13 protein-coding genes are annotated in these 19381 nt (G+C 64.1%); 7 read left to right on the top strand and 6 right to left on the bottom strand.

Annotated features, from left to right (window positions below):
- The first annotated feature begins 200 nt into the window (after positions 1 to 200).
- From ACS13N_RS24875 to ACS13N_RS24890, 4 genes are read left to right on the top strand one after another with little or no spacing between them, the layout of a single operon-like run.
- Entirely contained in the window at positions 201 to 1793 is a 1593-nt protein-coding gene (locus ACS13N_RS24875; RefSeq protein WP_438934256.1) for an efflux transporter outer membrane subunit, read from the top strand.
- Positions 1790 to 2935 (top strand): efflux RND transporter periplasmic adaptor subunit, encoded by a 1146-nt coding sequence (locus tag ACS13N_RS24880; RefSeq protein ID WP_438934257.1) that lies wholly within the window; start codon positions 1790 to 1792, stop codon positions 2933 to 2935. The genes ACS13N_RS24875 and ACS13N_RS24880 overlap by 4 nt, the downstream gene beginning before the upstream one ends.
- Complete coding sequence (locus ACS13N_RS24885; protein WP_438934258.1) at positions 2932 to 6033, top strand: efflux RND transporter permease subunit; 3102 nt, start codon at positions 2932 to 2934, stop codon at positions 6031 to 6033. The genes ACS13N_RS24880 and ACS13N_RS24885 overlap by 4 nt, the downstream gene beginning before the upstream one ends.
- Before the next feature lie 32 nt (positions 6034 to 6065).
- Positions 6066 to 6860, top strand: a complete 795-nt coding sequence (locus tag ACS13N_RS24890; protein WP_438934259.1) for a crotonase/enoyl-CoA hydratase family protein — start codon at positions 6066 to 6068, stop codon at positions 6858 to 6860.
- Between the two features lie 55 nt (positions 6861 to 6915).
- Here ACS13N_RS24890 and metE read toward each other — a convergent pair whose 3' ends face one another.
- On the bottom strand, positions 6916 to 9246 hold the full coding sequence (gene metE, locus ACS13N_RS24895; RefSeq protein ID WP_438934260.1) for a 5-methyltetrahydropteroyltriglutamate--homocysteine S-methyltransferase: 2331 nt from the start codon (positions 9244 to 9246) through the stop codon (positions 6916 to 6918).
- A 130-nt stretch (positions 9247 to 9376) separates the two neighbouring features.
- Between metE and ACS13N_RS24900 the strand changes: the two genes are divergently transcribed.
- Complete coding sequence (locus ACS13N_RS24900; protein WP_438934261.1) at positions 9377 to 10294, top strand: LysR family transcriptional regulator; 918 nt, start codon at positions 9377 to 9379, stop codon at positions 10292 to 10294.
- Here the strand turns inward: ACS13N_RS24900 and ACS13N_RS24905 are convergent, their stop codons facing one another.
- A complete protein-coding gene (locus ACS13N_RS24905) occupies positions 10295 to 11215 on the bottom strand; it encodes a LysR family transcriptional regulator (protein WP_438934262.1) in 921 nt (306 codons plus the stop codon).
- Positions 11216 to 11329: 114 nt separating this feature from the next.
- On the opposite strand from ACS13N_RS24905, the gene ACS13N_RS24910 reads away from it, so the two are divergent.
- Entirely contained in the window at positions 11330 to 12487 is a 1158-nt protein-coding gene (locus ACS13N_RS24910) for an acyl-CoA dehydrogenase family protein (protein ID WP_438934263.1), read from the top strand.
- A gap of 105 nt (positions 12488 to 12592) precedes the next feature.
- The gene (locus tag ACS13N_RS24915) at positions 12593 to 13231 is read left to right on the top strand and encodes an FMN-binding negative transcriptional regulator (protein WP_438934264.1); all 639 of its coding nucleotides are present in this window, start codon (positions 12593 to 12595) and stop codon (positions 13229 to 13231) included.
- 157 nt (positions 13232 to 13388) lie between these two features.
- Here the strand turns inward: ACS13N_RS24915 and ACS13N_RS24920 are convergent, their stop codons facing one another.
- From ACS13N_RS24920 to ACS13N_RS24935, 4 genes are all read right to left on the bottom strand, one after another.
- Positions 13389 to 14504 carry a hypothetical protein gene (locus ACS13N_RS24920; RefSeq protein WP_438934265.1) on the bottom strand — a complete coding sequence of 372 codons (1116 nt, stop codon included), beginning with the start codon at positions 14502 to 14504 and terminating at the stop codon, positions 13389 to 13391.
- A 405-nt stretch (positions 14505 to 14909) separates the two neighbouring features.
- On the bottom strand, positions 14910 to 16181 hold the full coding sequence (fahA, locus tag ACS13N_RS24925; RefSeq protein WP_438934266.1) for a fumarylacetoacetase: 1272 nt from the start codon (positions 16179 to 16181) through the stop codon (positions 14910 to 14912).
- Positions 16182 to 16500: 319 nt separating this feature from the next.
- Positions 16501 to 17847: a homogentisate 1,2-dioxygenase gene (gene hmgA, locus ACS13N_RS24930; protein ID WP_438934267.1), complete on the bottom strand. Its 1347-nt coding sequence runs from the start codon at positions 17845 to 17847 to the stop codon at positions 16501 to 16503.
- A gap of 58 nt (positions 17848 to 17905) precedes the next feature.
- Positions 17906 to 19294 (bottom strand): MFS transporter, encoded by a 1389-nt coding sequence (locus ACS13N_RS24935; RefSeq protein WP_438934268.1) that lies wholly within the window; start codon positions 19292 to 19294, stop codon positions 17906 to 17908.
- Between the last annotated feature and the right edge of the window lie 87 nt (positions 19295 to 19381).

Below are 19381 nucleotides of genomic sequence, written 5' to 3' on the forward strand. Positions count from 1 at the left end.
GTGAATTCTTCCCGACCGGCAATGCGCATCCAGGAAAGTGGGGCACGCCAAGTGATGAGCAAGGCAACCGCCGGCACGCACTTTTCGCTGAGCATCGCCTGACCGCTTTTCGTGGATTGGCTGAGCGCGCTGCAGATGTGAGTGTCTCGCAGACGCTTGACTGGGCATAATTCCGGCTGCATTCCCGAAGGACAACATTCATGAAAACAGGTCGACGCGCTGGGGGCATGCCCTCCGGCGGTCCTGCCCAACGTTGTGTCCGTTATGCGCCCCTGATACTGGCGATCCTGCTGGCAGGCTGCGCCGTCGGCCCCGACTACCGCACGCCGCAGCTGACGGGCATCGAAGCACCGCAAGGCTGGCACGCCACGCTGCCGCACCTCGGCAGCCGCATGGCGCTGGCGCACTGGTGGGAGCAGTTTCACGATCCGGTGCTGACGCAGCTTGTGGCACAGGCCGATACCACCAGCCCCACCATCGCACAGGCGGTCGGGCGCATGCGTGAGGCGCGCGCGAGTGTCTCCACCAGCCAGGCGAAGTTCTTTCCGACGCTGAAGGGCACCGGCTCGGCATCGCGGCAGGGCGGATTCGGCAGCAGCGAGTTCGCTGGTGGTTCGAGCTTTGGCGGATTGCCCGGGGGCACGTTGAGCCCGACGCTGGGGCTGGGAACCCTCACCACGTTGGCGGCGCAGGCCGATGCGTCTTGGGAGATCGACCTGTTTGGCGGCAAGCGCCGCGGCCTGGAAGGGGCCGACGCGCGCCTGACTGCCAGCGAGGCCGATTGGCACGACGCCCGCGTGACGCTCGCGGCGGAAGTTGCCAACACCTATCTGCAGCAGCGCGAGTGCGAAGCGTTGGTCGACATCGGCGCAACGACGCTGACTTCACGGCAGGAAACCCTCACGCTGACCGAGCGCAAATTCCGCGCGGGTTTTGTCGCGCCGGCCGACTATGCGCAGGCGCAGGCCACCGTGGCTGATGCCGTCAGCGCGCTGGAAAGCCAGCGGGCGCAATGCGCGCAAGGCATCGACAAGCTCGTCATGCTCACAGGTCTGGACCACGACGCACTGAATACGCTACTGGCCAAGGCGAGTGCACAGATTCCCGTGCCGCCCGACGCCGGCGTGCCCGACGTGCCGGCGCAGGTGCTGTCGCAGCGGCCCGACGTGTCGTCGTCGGAACGCACGGTGGCGGCTGCCAGTGCGGACATCGGCGTGGCGGTGGCGAGCCGGTTGCCGTCGCTGACGCTGGTGGGCTCGATCGGTATCAACTCGTTTCGTGTGAGCGGGCAGTCGTTCACGAGCAAGTCGTGGTCGTTCGGCCCCTCGGTGTCGCTGCCGATTTTTGAGGGCGGTGCGGGCGCGGCGCGTGTGGAAACCGCACGTGCGCGCTACGACCAGGCACTGGCGAGCTATCGCGGCAAGGTGCGACAGGCCGTGCAGGAAGTCGAAGATGCGCTGGTGCGCCTGGACGCCGCTGACCGTCGCCTCGACGCTGCCACCACGGCTGACGCGCAATACACGAAGGTGCTGGAGGCGGCCAATGCGCGCTATCGCCTGGGCGCCGGCAGCCTGTTGCAGCTTGAAGACGTGCGACGCACGACGCTGCAGGCGTCGCAATCCCTGGCGGCAGTGAAGCTCGAACGCGCGCAGGCGTGGGTCGCGTTGTACAAGGCCGCGGGCGGCGGCTGGCACGTAGACGATGCCGACGCGACCGGCAACGCCCAATCGAATTCTTCCAAGGCTCCCGCGCCGGCCGCGCAGGCCCCAGCGCACAACGGAAACGCTTCATGACAGGACAACGTATTTGGATGGCCGGGCTGGCCGTGGTGCTGGCGGGCGTGCTCGTGGCGTGCGGCAAGGCTGCACCCGAAGGCAAAGGGCCGGGCAAGGAACAACCAACGACTAAGCCGGCGCTGACCGTCAACGTTGCGCATCTCGCGCAGCAGATATGGCCACGCACGGCCACGGCCAGTGGTGCGGTGCAGGCATGGCAGGAAGCCAGCATCGGTGCTGAAGTGGGCGGATTGAAGTTGGCGGAAGTGCTCGTCAACGTGGGGGATGTCGTCAAGCAGGGGCAACTGCTGGCGCGCCTGTCGGACGAGACGGTGCGTGCAGACGTTGCCGCGCAACGCGCCACGCTGGCAGAGGCCGAAGCTTCTGCCGCCCAGGCCGCAGGCGAAGCACGCCGCGCGCACGAACTCGACAAGAGCGGCGCTATCAGCCAGCAGGATCTGGTGCAGTACGACACGCAGGCCAAGACGGCTGCGGCCAAGCTGGCTTCCGCGCGCGCGCAGTTCGACAGCCAGCAGCTGCGTCTGCGCTACACGCGCGTGGTGGCACCGGACGACGGCGTGATCAGCGCACGTTCGGCCACGGTGGGGGCGGTGGTGTCATCCGACACCGAGCTCTTCAAGCTCATCCGCAAGAATCGCCTGGAATGGCGCGCCGAGATGCACGGCGACGTGCTCCCGCGCGTGCAGCCCGGACAGGCCGTGCGCCTGAAGCGAATGGATGGCGGCATCGTCAACGGGCGCGTGCGCCAGATCGCACCGACGGTGGATGCCAACACGCGCAACGGTCTCGTGTATGTCGATCTGCCGCCTGAAGCCGGTAGCACGGGCGTCAAAGCAGGTATGTATCTGTCGGGCGATGTGTTGCTGGGCGATGCACCTGCCAAGACGCTGCCAGAGACTGCCGTGTTCTCGCGCGACGGTTACGACTACACGATGGCGGTTGGCCCGCAGGACCGCGTGCGCCAGACCAAGGTCGTGCTCGGCCGGCGTCAGAGTGGTCAGGTGGAGGTCACGCAAGGTATTGGCCCGAACGACGCGGTGGTTGCCGCCGGGGCGGCCTTCCTGAGTGATGGCGATCTCGTGCGCGTGGCTGCGGCCGGTGTGCCTGCGTCGGCACCAGCGGCAGGAGCGAAACCATGAACTTCTCTGCCTGGGCCATCCGCAAGCCCATTCCGTCGATCCTGCTGTTCATCCTGATCACGGTGGCGGGGTTGGTGTCGTTCAAGATGCTGTCGATCCAGAACTTTCCGGACATCGACTTTCCCGCCGTGTCCGTGACCGCCAGCCTGCCCGGCGCCACGCCCACGCAGATGGAGACCGAGGTCACGCGCAAGATTGAAGACAGCATCGCCAGCATTGGCGCGATCAAGCACATCACCTCCACCATCAACGACGGTAGCTCGACCACGATGGTTGAGTTCCAGCTTGAGAAGGACGTGCAGGAAGCGGTGAACGACGTGCGGGACGCGGTCAGCCGCATCCGTGCACAGTTGCCGTCCGACGTGCAGGAGCCCGTGATCTCGCGCGTGACATTTGCCAGCCTGCCGGTGCTGACGTACGCGGTGGAAGCGCCGGACATGGATGCCGAGGATCTCTCCTGGTTTGTCGACAACGTGGTCAACAAGCGGCTGCTGTCGGTGCGCGGCGTGGCCAAGGTTACGCGCCAGGGCGGGGTAGACCGCGAGGTGCGCATACAGCTCGACCCCGTGCGCCTGCAAGCGCTGAACGTGACGGCGGCTGACATCAGCACGCAGGTGCGCGGCATGCAGCAGGAGGCGCCGGGCGGTCGGGGCAACATCGGCGGGCAGGAGCAGGCCGTGCGCACGCTCGGCACCGTGAAGAGCGCGCGTGAGCTGGCGCAGATGGACATCCCGCTGTCGGACGGACGACGCGTCCGCCTGTCAGACGTGGCCGATGTGCGCGACACCGCTGCCGAGCCGCGTCAGATGGCATTGTTCGATGGCAAGGCGGTGGTGAGCTTCCAGGTGTTCCGCTCGCGCGGTGCCAGTGAGGTTTCGGTGGCCAAGGGCGTGCGCGAAGCCATCGCCAAACTGCAGGCTGAGCGCCCCAATGTGCATGTGACCGAGGTCTTCAACATGGTCAAGCCGGTGGCGGACTCGTACAAGGCATCGATGGATGCGCTGTACGAAGGCGCCATCCTGGCCGTGCTGGTGGTGTGGCTGTTCCTGCGCGACTGGCGTGCGACGTTCGTGTCAGCGGTGGCGTTGCCGCTGTCGATCATCCCCACGTTTGCGGCCATGCAACTGCTGGACTTCACACTCAACGGCATCACGCTGCTGGCGCTCACGCTGGTGGTCGGGATTCTCGTCGACGATGCCATCGTGGAGGTGGAGAACATCGTGCGCCACCTGCGCGACGGCAAGAAACCGCTGGAGGCGGCGATGGAGGCCGCGCAGGAGATCGGTCTCGCGGTGGTTGCTACCTCGCTCACGCTGGTGGCGGTGTTCCTGCCGACGGCGTTCATGGGCGGCATCTCGGGCAAGTTCTTCAAGCAGTTCGGGTGGACAGCCTCGCTGGCGGTGCTAGCGTCACTGCTGGTGGCGCGGCTACTGACGCCCATGATGGCGGCGTACATGCTCAAGCCGCAGGACGAGCCCAACCGCGACAGCTGGATCATGACGCGCTACCTGCAGGCAGCGCGTTGGTGCCTGGTGCACCCGTGGAAGACGGGCAGCATGGCGGCGGCATTCTTTGTCGTGTCGATCGCCATCATTGGGCTGATTCCCGCCACTTTCCTGCCGCCTGAGGACTGGGCTCAGTTGCAGATGACGGTGGAAAGCCCGCCCGGCAGCACCATCGCCCAGACGCGCGAGAACACCGAACGTGTGCGCAAGATCGTGATGCAACACAAGGAAGTCCGCCACGTCTATACGGCCATTGGCTCAGGTGTGATGGCTGGCGTGCCGGGTTCCAGCGGTGGCGAGGTGCGCAACGGCACGCTCACCATCTCGCTCACGGACAGGCATGACCGCAGCATCAAGCAACAAGCGGTGCAACGCCAGTTGCGCGAGATGCTGGAGGGGGTGCCGGGCGTACGCATCTCATTCGGTGCGGTGGGTTCTGGCGAGCAATTACAGGTCGTGCTGACCGGCGATGATCCCACCACGCTGCAGCAATCCGCGCGCGATGTGATGCGCGACCTGCGCACCGTGCCAGGTCTGGGGGCGATCACGTCTTCGGCGAGCCTGTTGCGACCTGAAATCATCATCCGCCCGGACTTCGCGCGTGCCGCGCAGCAGGGCGTGACCGCTGCCGCCATTGGCCAGGCCGTGCGCGTGGCCACCGCCGGTGACTACGACGTCAACCTGCCCAAGCTGAACCTGCCCGAGCGGCAGGTGTACATCCGCGTGGAGCTGGACCCGAAGGCGCGCAACCAGATCGACACGATCCGCCAATTGCGCGTGTTGGGCCGCAATGGTGCGGTGCCGCTGGAGAACATTGCCGACATCTCCATCGCCAGCGGCCCGGCGCAGATCGACCGCTACGACCGCAGCCGCAACATCACCATCAGCGTGGGGCTGGAGGGACGCGCGCTGGGCGAGACCAATATGGCGGTGGAGGCACTGCCATCCATCAAGAACCTGCCGCCCGGCGTGCGCCGCATTGCCTCGGGCGACGTGGAGGGCATGCAGGAGCTGTTCAGCAGCTTCTTCCTCGCCATGTTTGCTGGCGTGTTGTGCGTGTATGCGGTGCTGGTGCTGCTGTTCCACGACTTTACGCAGCCGGTGACGATTCTTGCGGCGCTGCCGTTGTCAGTGGGCGGGGCGTTCGGGTTGCTGGCGCTGTTTGGCTTCAGTCTTTCGCTGCCCGCGCTGATTGGCTTGCTGATGCTGATGGGCATCGTGACCAAGAACTCGATCCTGCTGGTGGAATACGCCATCGTGGCGCGGCGTGATATGGGCATGTCGCGCACCGACGCCATCATCGATGCGTGCCACAAGCGTGCCCGCCCGATCGTCATGACCACCGTGGCGATGACGGCTGGCATGGTGCCGATGGCGCTCGGGCTGGAAGGCGACGCAGGCTTCCGTGCGCCGATGGCGGTGGCGGTGATCGGCGGCTTGCTGACTTCCACGCTGCTGAGCCTGCTGGTGGTGCCGGTGGTGTTCGAAAAGGTGGATGACGTCAAGGAGTGGGTGCTGCGCAAGTTCCGCAACGCGCGCCACCACGAGCACAAGGGCGAGCCGGCATCGGAGCACGGCCCGCGCAAGGTGTAGCATCGGGCGGTCCTAAGTCATGGAGACCGCCCATGTCCGACGCCGTGCTGTTCCAGACCGATGGCCCGATCTGCACGATCCTGCTCAACCGGCCCGCGTGCCGTAACGCAGTGGATGGGCCGACCGCGGCCGCGCTGCTTGCCGCGTTCGAGCGCTTTGAAGCCGACGATGCGCTGCGCGTTGCGGTGCTCGGTGGCACGGGTGGGCATTTCTGCGCGGGGGCGGATCTCACCGCCGTTGGCGATCCATCACGACGCAATCATCTCGACCCAGATGGCGCGGCGCCAGGCCCGATGGGGCCGTCGCGCATGGCGTTATCCAAACCGCTGATCGCCGCCGTGAGCGGCTACGCCGTGGCGGGCGGCCTGGAGCTGGCGTTGTTGGCGGATATGCGCGTGGTTGAGCGTGATGCGGTGTTCGGCGTGTTTTGCCGCCGCTGGGGTGTGCCGCTCATCGATGGTGGAACGGTGCGTTTGCCACGTATCGTCGGCATGGGGCGGGCGCTGGACATGATCCTGACCGGCCGTGCCGTACATGCCGAAGAGGCGTTCGCCATGGGCCTTGCCAGCCGCGTGGTCGAATCAGGTAATTCGCTGTCTGCCGCACAACTGATCGCTCGCGAGATTGCCGCGTTTCCGCAGCAATGCATGCTGGCGGATCGCGCATCGGCTTATGCGCAGTGGGATCTGCCGCTGGCCGACGCGCTGCGTGAGGAGGGCGCGCGGGGTACACCGATGGTGTTTGCCGAAGGCGTGGCGGGTGCGGCGCGGTTTGCTGGTGGGGCGGGGCGACACGGACAGCCGGATGCGGAACCTGAGCACCCATGAAAAAAGCGCCAACCGATGCAGACCGGTTGGCGCTTTTTCTTTGGCGTGACGGGTGTTAAGCCGCAACCCTTTCGGCCTGCACAGCCTTGCTGCCGGCATGCTGCGCCATCGCATACTTCACACGCAGCCGACGCGTCGCCTCCACCATGCCTTGCAATGCTGCCTCTACCTCTGGCCAGGTACGCGTCTTCAGGCCGCAATCCGGATTCACCCACAGGCGCTGCACGGGCACCACTTGCGCAGCTTTGTCGAGCAGCGCTTCCATCTCTTCCACACGCGGCACGCGCGGCGAGTGGATGTCGTACACACCCGGGCCGATCTCGTTCGGGTAGTTAAATCCGGCAAATTCGCCAAACGCGTCCAGCAACTCCATGTTCGAGCGCGAGGTCTCGATGGTGATCACGTCAGCATCCATCGATGCGATGGCGGGCAGGATGTCGTTGAACTCCGAATAGCACATGTGCGTGTGGATCTGCGTGTCGTTGCGCACGCCCGAGGCCGATACGCGGAATACGCGTGCGGCCCATTCCAGGTAGCCCGGCACGTCGGCTGCACGCAGCGGCAGGCCCTCACGGAAGGCCGGTTCATCGATCTGGATGGCAGCAATGCCGGCAGTCTCCAGATCGCAGACTTCGTCGCGCAACGCCAGGGCGATCTGCAGCGCGGTCTGTTCACGTGGCTGGTCATCGCGCACGAAGGACCATTGCAGCATCGTCACCGGGCCGGTCAGCATGCCCTTCATCGGCTTGGTGGTCAGGCTCTGCGCGTACTTGGACCACTCCACCGTCATCGGCTCGGGGCGGTACACGTCGCCGTAGATGACGGGCGGCTTCACGCAGCGCGAACCGTAGCTCTGCACCCAGCCGTTGGCGGTGAACGCGTAGCCCCACAGCAGCTCGCCGAAGTACTCGACCATGTCGTTGCGCTCGGCTTCACCGTGCACAAGCATGTCGAGGCCCAGGGCTTCCTGACGGCGCACGACGTTGGTGATCTCGGCGCGCATGCGTTCGAGGTAGTCCAGCGCGGGCAGGTCACCGCGCTTGTTCTGGGCGCGGGCCTGGCGGATCTCGGCCGTTTGCGGGAAGGAGCCGATGGTGGTGGTTGGCAACAGCGGCAGCTTCAGGCGTGCTTGCTGCGCTTCTGCGCGCGTGGGGTAAGGCGCGGCGCGTTCTGCATCCTCTGCGCGGATGGCAGCCACGCGGCGCTTGACGCTGGCGTTGTGTACGCGGCGCGATTGGGCGCGTGTGGCAATGGCGGCGCGGTTGTCATCGAGTGCGCTTTGCACGGCGGCAGAACCTTCGACCAGCGCGCGCTTGAGCAGGGCCAGTTCATCCAGCTTCTGGCGTGCGAAGGCCAGCCAGCCATGGAGTTCGTCGTCGAGCCGGGTTTCGGCGGACAGGTCCACCGGCACGTGCAGCAGCGAGCAGCTCGGCGCAATCCACAGACGATCACCGAAGGCCTCGGCCAGCGGCGCGACGCGCTCCAGCACGCGCGCAAGGTCTGTGCGCCAGATGTTGCGGCCATCGATTACGCCGATGGACAGCACCTTGTCGGCGGGCCAGGGGGCAAAGGCGGCAAGTTGTTCCGGCGCACGCACGATATCCAGATGCACACCGGCGACCGGCAGCGATTTGATCAGCGCTGCGTGGTGCGCGGCGGCTTCAAAGTACGTGGTCAGCAGCAGCTTCGGGCCATTGGAAGCTGCCAGCGTTTGATAGGCTGGGCCAAATGCTTCGACCCAAGGCTTCTGCAGGTCGAGCACCAGCGCGGGTTCGTCGATCTGTACCCATTCCACATTCAGTGCGGCCAGGCGCTGGAGCACGGTTGAGTAGGCCTGCAGCACCTGCGGCAGCAACGCGAGCTTGTCCGTCAGGCCATTGCGTGCCTTGGCCAGATGCAGGAACGTGACGGGCCCGATCAGCGCCACCTTGACGCGGTGGCCCGCCGCCTGTGCTTCACGCACTTCGTCGAACAGCCATTCAGTGCCGGCGCCGAACTGCAGATCGGGCGTGAGTTCCGGCACGAGGTAGTGGTAGTTGGTGTCGAACCACTTGGTCATCTCCATGGCCGCGTGGTTGGCATTGCCGCGAGCCAGCACGAACGATTGCGCTAGCGTCAGTTGTTCCGCATCGAAGCCATAGCGGGTGGGGATGGCGCCCAGCAGGGCGGCCGTTTGCAGCACCTGGTCATACCAGGCGAAATCGCCCACGGTCACGAAATCCAGCCCGGCATCGCGCTGGGCTGCCCAATGGCGCTCGCGCAATGCGCGGCCGGTGGCACGCAGGTCGTCTTCCGAGGACGCACCTTTCCAGAACGATTCGAGGGCGAACTTCAGCTCGCGCTGCGCGCCGATGCGCGGGTAGCCGAGGGTATGGATGGTCGTCATAGAGGATACGGGCGCCAAAGTGCAGGTCGATTTTCGAGTCCTGTGATGATGGGCGACGACATTCCATGAATCAAATGATATTATTTTCGACATCGTTGAATAATATTCATATTTCAGGAATTGCACGGCCATGCTGGAAGTCCGTCATCTACGCACCCTGATCGCCCTGGCTGATGGCGGCTCGGTATCGCGTGCCGCCGAGCGGCTGCACCTGACGCAATCGGCGCTGTCACACCAGTTGCGCGCACTGGAATCGCACTACGGGCTGGCGGTCGTGCGCCGCAAGGGGCAGACCGTGGAACTGAACGAAGCCGGCGAGCGCCTGCTGGAGCTGGCCCAGAAAGTCGTCGCCGACATCCAGACCGCCGAGCGTGACCTGGAGCGCATCAAGGGCCGCGCAGCCGGCACGCTGCGCATTGCGTTGGAATGCCACACCTGCTTCGACTGGCTGATGCCGGTGATGGACGCCTTCCGCCAGCGCTGGCCCGAGGTGGAGATGGACCTCGTCTCCGGCTTTCATACCGATCCGCTCGCGCTGCTCAAGGACGGCCGTGCCGACGTCATCATCGGCTCCGACGCCAAAATGCGCCGGGGCGTGGTGTTTGCGCCGCTGTTCCGCTTCGAGATCCTGGCCGTGCTGCCGGTCGATCATCCACTGCGCAACAAGAAATGGCTGGAAGCGAAGGACTTCACTGACCAGACGCTCATCACGTACCCCGTGCCGGAAGAGCGCATCGACCTGATCCGGCAGGTGCTGACGCCTGCCGGTGTCGTATTCAATCGCCGCACGGCCGAGCTGACCATCGCCGTGCTGCAGCTTGTCGCCAGCCGCCGTGGGCTGGCCGCGCTGCCCAGTTGGGGCATCAAGAACTATATCGACTACGAGTACGTGGTCGCCAAGCGTGTCGGCAAGGAGGGTGTGTGGAGCGACCTCTACGCCGCCATGACGCGCGACTATGCGCAGGCGCCGTTCGCGCAGGACTTTATCGAGACGGCCAAGTCGATCTGCTTTGCGCAGTTGCCGGGGTTGATGCCGCTGGAGGCGTAGTCAGGCGCGTTCTTTCTGGGACAGGCGCGGTAGCTTGTTCTGCAAACCGTCTTTCAAAAAATCGAGCAAATGCCGCGTCGCCAGCGTCCGATACCGACTCGGCATCGCCAACATATAAAGCCGGCTGCCAAACACGCTGAACCGGTACCCTGGCAGCACGCGTTTGACGTGGCCTTCGCGCAAGTCATCGGCGGCCGCGTAGTAGGGCAGGATGCCCAGCCCGTTACCGGCGCGCACCGAGGCTTGCAGGAACAGGTAGTTGTCGGAAGAGACGCCCGGGTCGAGCGTGACATGCATGCGCTCGTCGCCAAGCTGGGCCGACAACCGCAGCGGTTGCCCAACCGCCGGCGCGCTGACGATGGTGTGTTCGGCCAGCGCCTCAAGCGTCTTCGGCGTGCCATGCACGGCCAGGTAATCCGGGGCGGCGCACAGCACCCAGTCAACCTCATCGAGCAGTGTGGCGACAAGCGATTCGGGCGGATTCGACACGATGCGCAACGCCACATCCACGTCTTCGCCAATCAGGTCCGACACGCGGTTATCGAAGCGCACATCCAGCCGGATATCCGGGTACGCACGCTTGAACGCCACCAGCAGCGGCGACACCAGCAGATGCCCCAGCCCCGTCGGCACTGAAAGCCGCACGCTCCCCTGCAGCGATTTGCCCAGAGACGACACCAGCGCATCCGCCGCCGCCATTTCCCGCAGGATGCTACGCCCGTGCTCGTAGATGCCGGCGCCGACTTCGGTGGGTTCTACGCGTCGTGTGGTCCGGCGTAACAGTTGCACGCCCAGCGCCCGCTCGAATGCCTTGAGCCGGTGGCTCACGTTGGAGCGCGTCGTCTGCAGCTTGCGCGCCGCCGCCGACAGGTTGCCCGCATCGACGATTTCGACGAACAGCTTGAGTGCGTTGAGATCCATCCTGGCACGCCGTATTGGTGAAGTGGATTCGACATTCTGTTGATGAGGGACAGGATTGTCAAAACGCGCCAACCCGGTACCATCTTCCGGAACATCCCATTGGAGCCAAGCGACATGGCACTCGACGACGAATCCTTCAGCCTGCTGCAGCGATCGGTGCAGCGCTTCATTCAGGAACGGCTCGTGCCGGCGGAAAACATCCTCGAAGACGAGGACGACGTGCCCGCCGACATCGTCGCCGACATGAAAGAGATGGGCCTGTTCGGCCTCTCGATTCCGGAAGAGCACGGCGGCATTGGTCTGTCGATGGCGCAGGAATGCGAAGTGGGGTACGACCTGGGCCACACGGCGCTGGCATTCCGCTCGGTGTTTGGCACCAACGTCGGCATCGGCTCGCAGGGCATCCTGATGGACGGCACCGACGCGCAGAAGGCCGACTACCTGCCGCGCATCGCCAGCGGCGATCTGATCATCTCGTTCGCGCTGACGGAACCGGGCGCCGGGTCGGATGCCGCATCGCTGCAGACCCGTGCCACGCTGGATGGCGACCACTACGTTATCAACGGCACCAAGCGCTTCATCACCAACGCACCGCGTGCTGGTGCCTTCACGCTGATGGCGCGTACTGGCGGCGATGGGGCTGGTGGCATCTCTGCGTTCATCGTGCCGGCTAATACGCCGGGCATCACGCTTGGCAAGCCGGACAAGAAGATGGGCCAGCGCGGCACCAAGACGTGCGATGTGATGCTCGACAACGTGCGAGTGCCTGCTGCCAACATCATCGGCGGCGTGGCGGGGCAGGGCTTCAAGACGGCGATGAAGGTGCTGGATCGCGGCCGCCTGCATATCTCCTCGCTCGCATGCGGAATGGCGCATCGGCTCATCACGGATGCCGTGGCCTATGCCAAGGAGCGCAAGCAGTTCGGCCAGCCGATCGCCGACTTCCAACTCATTCAAGCCATGCTGGCCGACAGCCAGGCCGAGCTGTATGCCGGCATGTCGATGGTGCGCGACTGCGCCCGCCGCTACGACGCCAAGCCCGTCGGCAAGCAGGATCACGAAGTCAGCATGCTGGCCTCGTGCACCAAGATGTTCTGTACGGAAATGGTTGGCCGCGTGGCGGATCGCGCTGTTCAGATTCACGGTGGCGCGGGCTACATTGCCGAATACAAGGCCGAGCGCTTCTACCGCGATGTGCGTCTGCTACGGCTGTACGAGGGCACGACGCAGATCCAGCAACTCATCATCGCCAAGAATCTGCTGCGTGACTGAGCTGGCTCCAGGAATGGTCCCAGAGCTGGCTCTGTATTGGAGCCACGCTTTGGTTCAGAATGGGCAGGTTCCTACTTGATTTGCACGGCTATTGCCGGAGTTGCCATGTACGTTCCCGCCCACTTTGAAGAATCGTGCACCGAGGCATTGCACGACCTGATTGCGCAGAACCCGTTCGGCTCGCTGGTGACGCACGGCAAGAACGGGCTCGATGCGAACCACATTCCGTTTCTGCTGCTGCCCGAAGTGGGCAAGCTGGGCACGCTGCACGCCCACGTGGCACGCGCCAATCCGGTCTGGCAGGACGTGGCCAACGGCGATGAGGTGATGGTCATCTTCCGCGCGGGCGATGCGTATATCTCGCCGACCTGGTATCCGAGCAAACAAGAACACCACAAGCACGTGCCGACGTGGAACTACCGCGTGGTCCACGCACATGGCCGCATCACCATCCGCGACGACGAGCGCTTCGTGCGCGGTGTGGTCGCGCGGCTGACGCGCACGCATGAAGCGTCGCAGCCGGTACCCTGGAAGATGTCCGACGCGCCGGCCGGTTTTGTCGATGAGCTGCTGAAGATGATCGTCGGCATCGAGATTGAAATCACACAGCTCGAAGGCAAGCTCAAGCTCGGTCAGAACCGGGAGCTGCGGGATGCACTAGGTGCCGGTGAGGCACTCAAGGCCAGCGGCGAAAACGTGATCGGCGAGGCGATGCTGGCCGTTGCGGCTGAGAAGAAGGAGTGAGGCGAGCGGCGGATTGTTCATCCGCCGCTGAACCGATTGCTTGTTCTCTAATTTCGGTCTTTCTGGCGCTCACTGCCAGATTCCTGAAGGATTCTTGATCGAGCGCCTTGCGACAGGCGGGCGTTGTGCGTCGATCGCGTTGCGCAATGTCATGCAACTAGTTTCGGGGCACCAGCCGAATGACATCCCCCACATTGTTGCTATCGGTCACAAGCAGATTGCTTTTGCTATCGAGCGTGATTCCTTGTGGCGCACTGAACGGTGTGACGCTGCTTGCTTGTTGAAAGCTCGTCGCTAGTGTCGCGAGAGTCCCGTCCGGCGCGATCGACTTGACAGCGTTGTTGCCTGTATCAGCAACGTACACGGTGCCGGCGGCGTCGACAGCCAAGCTGCCAGGACCGCTGAATCCACGACCCAATGTTGTGACTGTGCCGTCCACGGCAATCTTTTTGATTGCGTTGTTGCCGGTGTCTGCCACGTACACGTTGCCGCTACCGTCGACTTTGACATCCTGGGGGGCATTGAACCCAACGCCCAACGTGGTAACCGTACCACCTACAGCGATTTTCTTGATCGCGTTGTTGCCGGTGTCTGCCACGTATACGTTGCCCAGGCCATCGACCGTCACGCCATAAGGCGATTGGAATCCGCTACCGATCGACGTGATCAGATTGCCAGCAGCAATTTTCTTGACGGCGCTATTTTGGGTATCTGCTACGTACGCATTGCCTGTCCCATCAACCGCAATTCCGGTTAGTGGGCGTAGCCACTGCCCCCCGATGCCACCTCTTGTGCCATCTGGCGCGATTGTCACGACGGAACCGAAACCAGTGGTTGAGCGCGAGGTGATATAGATCACCCCCCCTGCGTCCACCGCGATGCCCCAGGGGCGAAGGTTGGCCATTACGATGCTGCCGTCACCAGGTGCAGCGCTGCAGTTCACGGTGACGTTTGTCACGTCCAGATTCGGAGTGCCGCTGCCGTTGGTAATCTTGCACGCGGTCCACGCCGAGTTTGTGGCAGCAGAGACTGAATAACTGGTGTTTCCCGAAACGGGGGTCGGAAACTTGAACGGGCCGTCGCTTTTAATTGTGATGGCATCGCCGCCGTTGTTCTTCAATGTGAGCGTGATGCCGTGCAAACCGCTCACTGTGCCACTCACGCTGTAGGGTTGCGACGGTGGTACAGGGCTTCCACTATCGTCGCCACCTCCGCAACTGGCCAGCAAGGAGATGAATCCGACGAAGGCAAGCGATCTATAGGTGCGTTTCATGTTGGTATTTTTGCGCGTATTAATTTCGATATGCCCGAGGATGGATTGCTTACCACTGATGGATTCTCACGGCCACTTTGAGTCGAATGGGTCCTGTGGGCGTCCATTCAAGAGCCGGGACTCGGCGAAGATATCAGATTTTATGAATCGAACAAAAGAAATGCCTGATCTCAGTTAGTCTTACGATTGGCTGAGTGGGATGGGGCGGATAACCTTCCCTGATCGCGAGTGCGAGTGGTCGGGTTATTGAATGGATGGAGGGCGCAGCCGTGATTGGTTGCGCCCCGTTTTGGAAAGTTGGGCCTGCTCACTGGCCCATAATCGCTATGCGTTTCGTAAGTAAGTGAAAACGCGCGAGTGTGCGGTCGCTGAACGGGGTTAAACGATTCCGCAAAGGATATCGATTTATTTCTCGTTACGGGCGGCTAGCACCTCCCCGCGCACTTCACCAAATCCCACGCGATAGCCATCCCCCTGGCACCAGCCGGTCATGATGACTTCGTCGCCGTCTTCCAGGAAGGCGCGCGTGGACCCGTTGCCAAGGTCAAGCGGCTGCTTGCCGTTGACGGTCAGCTCCAGCAGGCTGCCGTACGAATCGGGCGTGGTGCCGCTGATGGTGCCGGAGCCCATCAGATCCCCCACGCGCACGTTGCAGCCGGACACCGTGTGGTGCGCAAGCTGCTGCGCCATCGTCCAGTACATCGCGCGGAAGTTCGTGCGGGCGATGGTGGTGCGGTTGCCGCCGTGCGGACGCAATGCGGTTTCCAGGGCGATGTCGTAAGCGTTGGGGTGGCTTTGACGCAGGTACTCCAGCGGCTCGGGCGATTGCGCCGGGTTGGCCACACGGAACGGCTCCAGCGCTTCCATCGTCACGATCCACGGCGAGATCGACGTGCCGAACCCCTTCGAGTTGAACGGGCCCAGCGGCACGTATTCCCATTGCTGGATGTCGCGCGCGCTCCAGTCGTTGAGCAGCACCACGCCGAACATGTGGTCCGGTGCGGCATCCACGGAAACCGGCTCACCCAGCGCGCTCGGCTTGCCGACCACGAAGGCCATCTCCAGTTCGTAGTCCAGCTTGCGGCAGGCGGTGAAGATCGGGCGCGGCTGGTCGGGCAGCTTGATCTGGCCCATCGGGCGATGCAGCGGCGTGCCGCTCACCACCACGGAGCTGGCGCGGCCGTTGTAGCCGATGGGGATTTCCAGCCAGTTGGGTAGCAGCGCATTCTCGGGGTCGCGGAACATGCGGCCGACGTTGGTGGCGTGTTCCTTGGATGAATAGAAATCGGTGTAGCCCGGGATGTCGATCGGCAGGTGCATCACGGCGTGCGACTGCGGCACGAGTGCGCGGGCGTGCAGCGTGGCGTTGTCGCGTACGTGCGTGTCTGCCACGCTGAACAGCGCTTGCAGCTTCTTGCGCGTTTCGGTCCACACGGGCTTGCCCAGCGCGATGAAGCTGTTGAGCTTGCCGGTGCGGAACGTGCCGCGCGTGGATGCGGGCAGTAGGCCGGCATCATCCAGCGCGCCGAGGTCGATCACCTGATCGCCCAGGGCCACGCCGGCGCGCGGCGAGGGGTTTTCCTTGGTGGAGAAGATGCCGAAGGGCAGGTTCTCCAGCGGGAAGTGCGTGTCGGATGTGTTGGCGGATTCGAGCCAACTGAGTTGTCGTGTGGTCATGTTGGGGGCGATGGGTTGTTTTGTTTGTCGGTTGTACGGTGACGCTGTCGGTGCATCCTCTGTTTCATCCCCTGCCGGGGCTGACTCACTTTCTTTGTCTTGCCAAAGAAAGTAAGCAAAGAAAGGCGCGCCCGAGATGGCGACTTCCCCTTGAATTTATGTCGCAGAGAGGGGAAGGGGAAAACTCGCTTCGCTCAAACAGTTCCCCTTCCTTTTTCCTCTCTGCAACAGAAATTCAAGGCGCCATCTAGGGCATTAACGGCCAAACCGTCGCGGTGCTTACCTTGGCGCCAAGGTGAGTTCGGTGATCGTTAGCCTCTTACCGCTTGGTTGGGTCGAAATGCTTCTTCAGGCCTTGCCAGCACTCGAAGTACTTGGCTTGCAGTTGTGCCGATTCGGCTGCGAAGCGCGTCGGGCGGATCACGGCGGGCGTTTCGAACATGAAGGCCATCGTTGCGTCTACCTTGTGCGGCTTCGTCGTGTCGCCGTTGCTGGCTTTCTCGAACGTGTCCGCGTCCGGCCCGTGGCCGCTCATGCAGTTGTGCAGGCTGGCGCCACCCGGCACGAAGCCTTCGGCCTTGGCGTCGTACACGCCTTGGATCAGGCCCATGAACTCGCTGGCGACGTTGCGGTGGAACCAGGGCGGGCGGAACGTGTTCTCCGCGGCAAGCCAGCGCGGCGGGAAGATCACGAAGTCGATGGTGTCCACGCCCGGCGTGTCGGACGGGCTTTGCAGCACCAGGAAGATCGACGGGTCCGGGTGGTCGTAGCTGATCGAGCCGATGGTGTTGAACAGGCGCAGGTCGTACTTGTACGGCGCGAAGTTGCCGTGCCAGGCCACCACGTCCAGCGGCGAGTGGCCGATCTTGGCAGTCCACAGGTTGCCCTGGAATTTGGCGACCAGTTCGAAGTTGCCTTCGCGGTCTTCGTACCAGGCGTGCGGTGTGAGGAAGTCGCGCGGGTTGGCCAGGCCGTTCGAGCCGATCACGCCCAGGTCCGGCAGGCGGAAGATTGCGCCGAAGTTCTCGCAGATGTAGCCGCGGGCCTCACCATCCGGCAATTCGACGCGGAAACGTACGCCGCGAGGCACGACGACGATTTCCAGCGGCTCCACATCCACCACGCCCATTTCCGTCAGCAGGCGCAAGCGGCCTTGCTGCGGCACGATCAGCAGTTCGCCATCGGCGTTGTAGAAGAAGCGGTCGGTCATCGACGCATTGGCGGCGTACAGATGGATGCCGCAACCGGTTTGCGCGTCGGGGCCGCCGTTGCCGGCAAAGGTGACGATGCCGTCGATGAAGTCCGTGCCGGCAGCGGGCGCGGGCAGCGGGTCCCAACGCAGCTGGTTGGGCGAAGGCGGCACTTCGTTGAAATTGCTGTGGAAACGCTGTTGCTGAATGCCCTCGAACGGCAGGTGCACGGCACCCGGGCGGATGCGGTACAGCCACGAGCGGCGATTGTGCGCGCGCGGCGCGGTGAAGGCCGTGCCGGAAATTTGCTCGGCATACAGGCCGTACGGCGCCTTCTGCGGCGAGTTCTGGCCGTGCGGCAGCGCGCCCGGCAGAGCTTCGGTGGCGAACTCGTTGCCGAAGCCGCTTTGGTAAGCGGGCCGGTCCAGCGACGCGGGGGTAAATGCGTTTTTGGCCGTCGGGGCGAGCATGTTCATGGTTGAAGTCCTCAGTTGGAGGGATGCGTCAAAAGAAAGCGTAGTCGTTACAGCGCCATCAGGCGGGTTTGCGTGCGGCAAAGCGTGCGGCGTCCGCGCCACTGGCGGCCAGCGTGAGGGCGAGCACCATGCCGAACGACACCAGCGCCGGTACCGCAGCCGCCGAGAACAGCGCGGGGCCGCCCCACTGCATGGCAATCAGTTGTCCGCCGATCACCGGGCCGATGACCGAGCCGATGCGGCCCACGCCCAGGCTCCAGCCGATGCCGGTGGCGCGCAGCGTGGTCGGGTAATTCGTGGCGGCCAGCGCATTCACGGCAGGCTGCCCGCCGACGATGCAGAAGCCGGCGATGAACACCACCGCCACCAGCATCGGCAGCGCCGCTGCCACATGGCCGATCATCGCGACCGTGGCGCAGGCGATCAGGAAGCACACGGCCAGCACGCGCACAAAGCCCAGGCGGTCGATCAGCCGGCCCAGCGTGAGCGTGCCGATCACACCGCCCACCTGCAGCGCGGTGGCCACTAGCACTGCGGTATCCGTCGGATACCCCGCATCGCGGATCAGCGTCGGCAGCCAGTTCGACAGGAAGTACAGGTCGATCAGGTTCATGAAGTTGATGACCCACAACACCAGCGTGACCTTGGCGCGGCCTTCGGTGAACAGGGCGGACACCGGCATGCCACGTGCGGGCGCCTCGGGCACCACGAACTGCGTCTGCGCATCCACCTGCAGTTGCGGCGCGAGCTTGCCCAGCCAGCGCGCGAGGCGCTGATGGCGCGTTTGCGGATCGCCCTTGAGCACGAGGTATTGGAGGGACTCCGGCAGCCACAGCACCATCATTACGCCAATGACGAGCGGCACCAGACCGCCCACCAGAAACACCGACGGCCAGCCAAAGCGCGACAGCAGCGCGGCGCTCACAAAACCGCCCAGCGCCGCGCCCACGGTAAAGCCGCACGACACCAGCATCATCCACGTTACGCGTGAGCGCGCCGGGCTGAACTCGCCGGCCAGCGCCATCGCGTTGGGCATGATGCAGCCCAGCCCCAGGCCGGTGATGAAGCGCAGGACGAGCAGCGCCTGCACCGTTTCCACCTGCGTGGTGGCCAGCATGCAAGCGGCAAAGAAGAACGTGGCGACGATCAGCACTGGCCGACGCCCGAAGCGGTCGCCCAGCACGCCAAACACCAGCGAGCCGACCAGCATGCCGAACAGCCCCGCGCCGAATACCGGCCCGAGGCTCGCCTTGGTGATGCCCCAATCCTTGATGATGGCCGGCGCCACGTAGCCCATGGCCTGCACGTCAAAGCCGTCGATGATCAGGCACAGCCCGCAGATGGCGAGCAACAGGATCTGGAAGCCGCCGACTTTGCCCTGGTCGATCAGGCGGGCGAGGTCAATTGAGGCGGGTGAGGCGGATGGCGCAGCGGGGGCAGGGCGCATGGTGGTCTCCGGTGGCGGCGTTGCCGCTCTGTTTTGGCTTCTAGGTATGCGCGTATTGTCCGGATTGAGTGAAAATTTGGAATATCA

Source organism: Ralstonia sp. 24A2 (genome assembly GCF_051783885.1).
GTDB lineage: Bacteria > Pseudomonadota > Gammaproteobacteria > Burkholderiales > Burkholderiaceae > Ralstonia.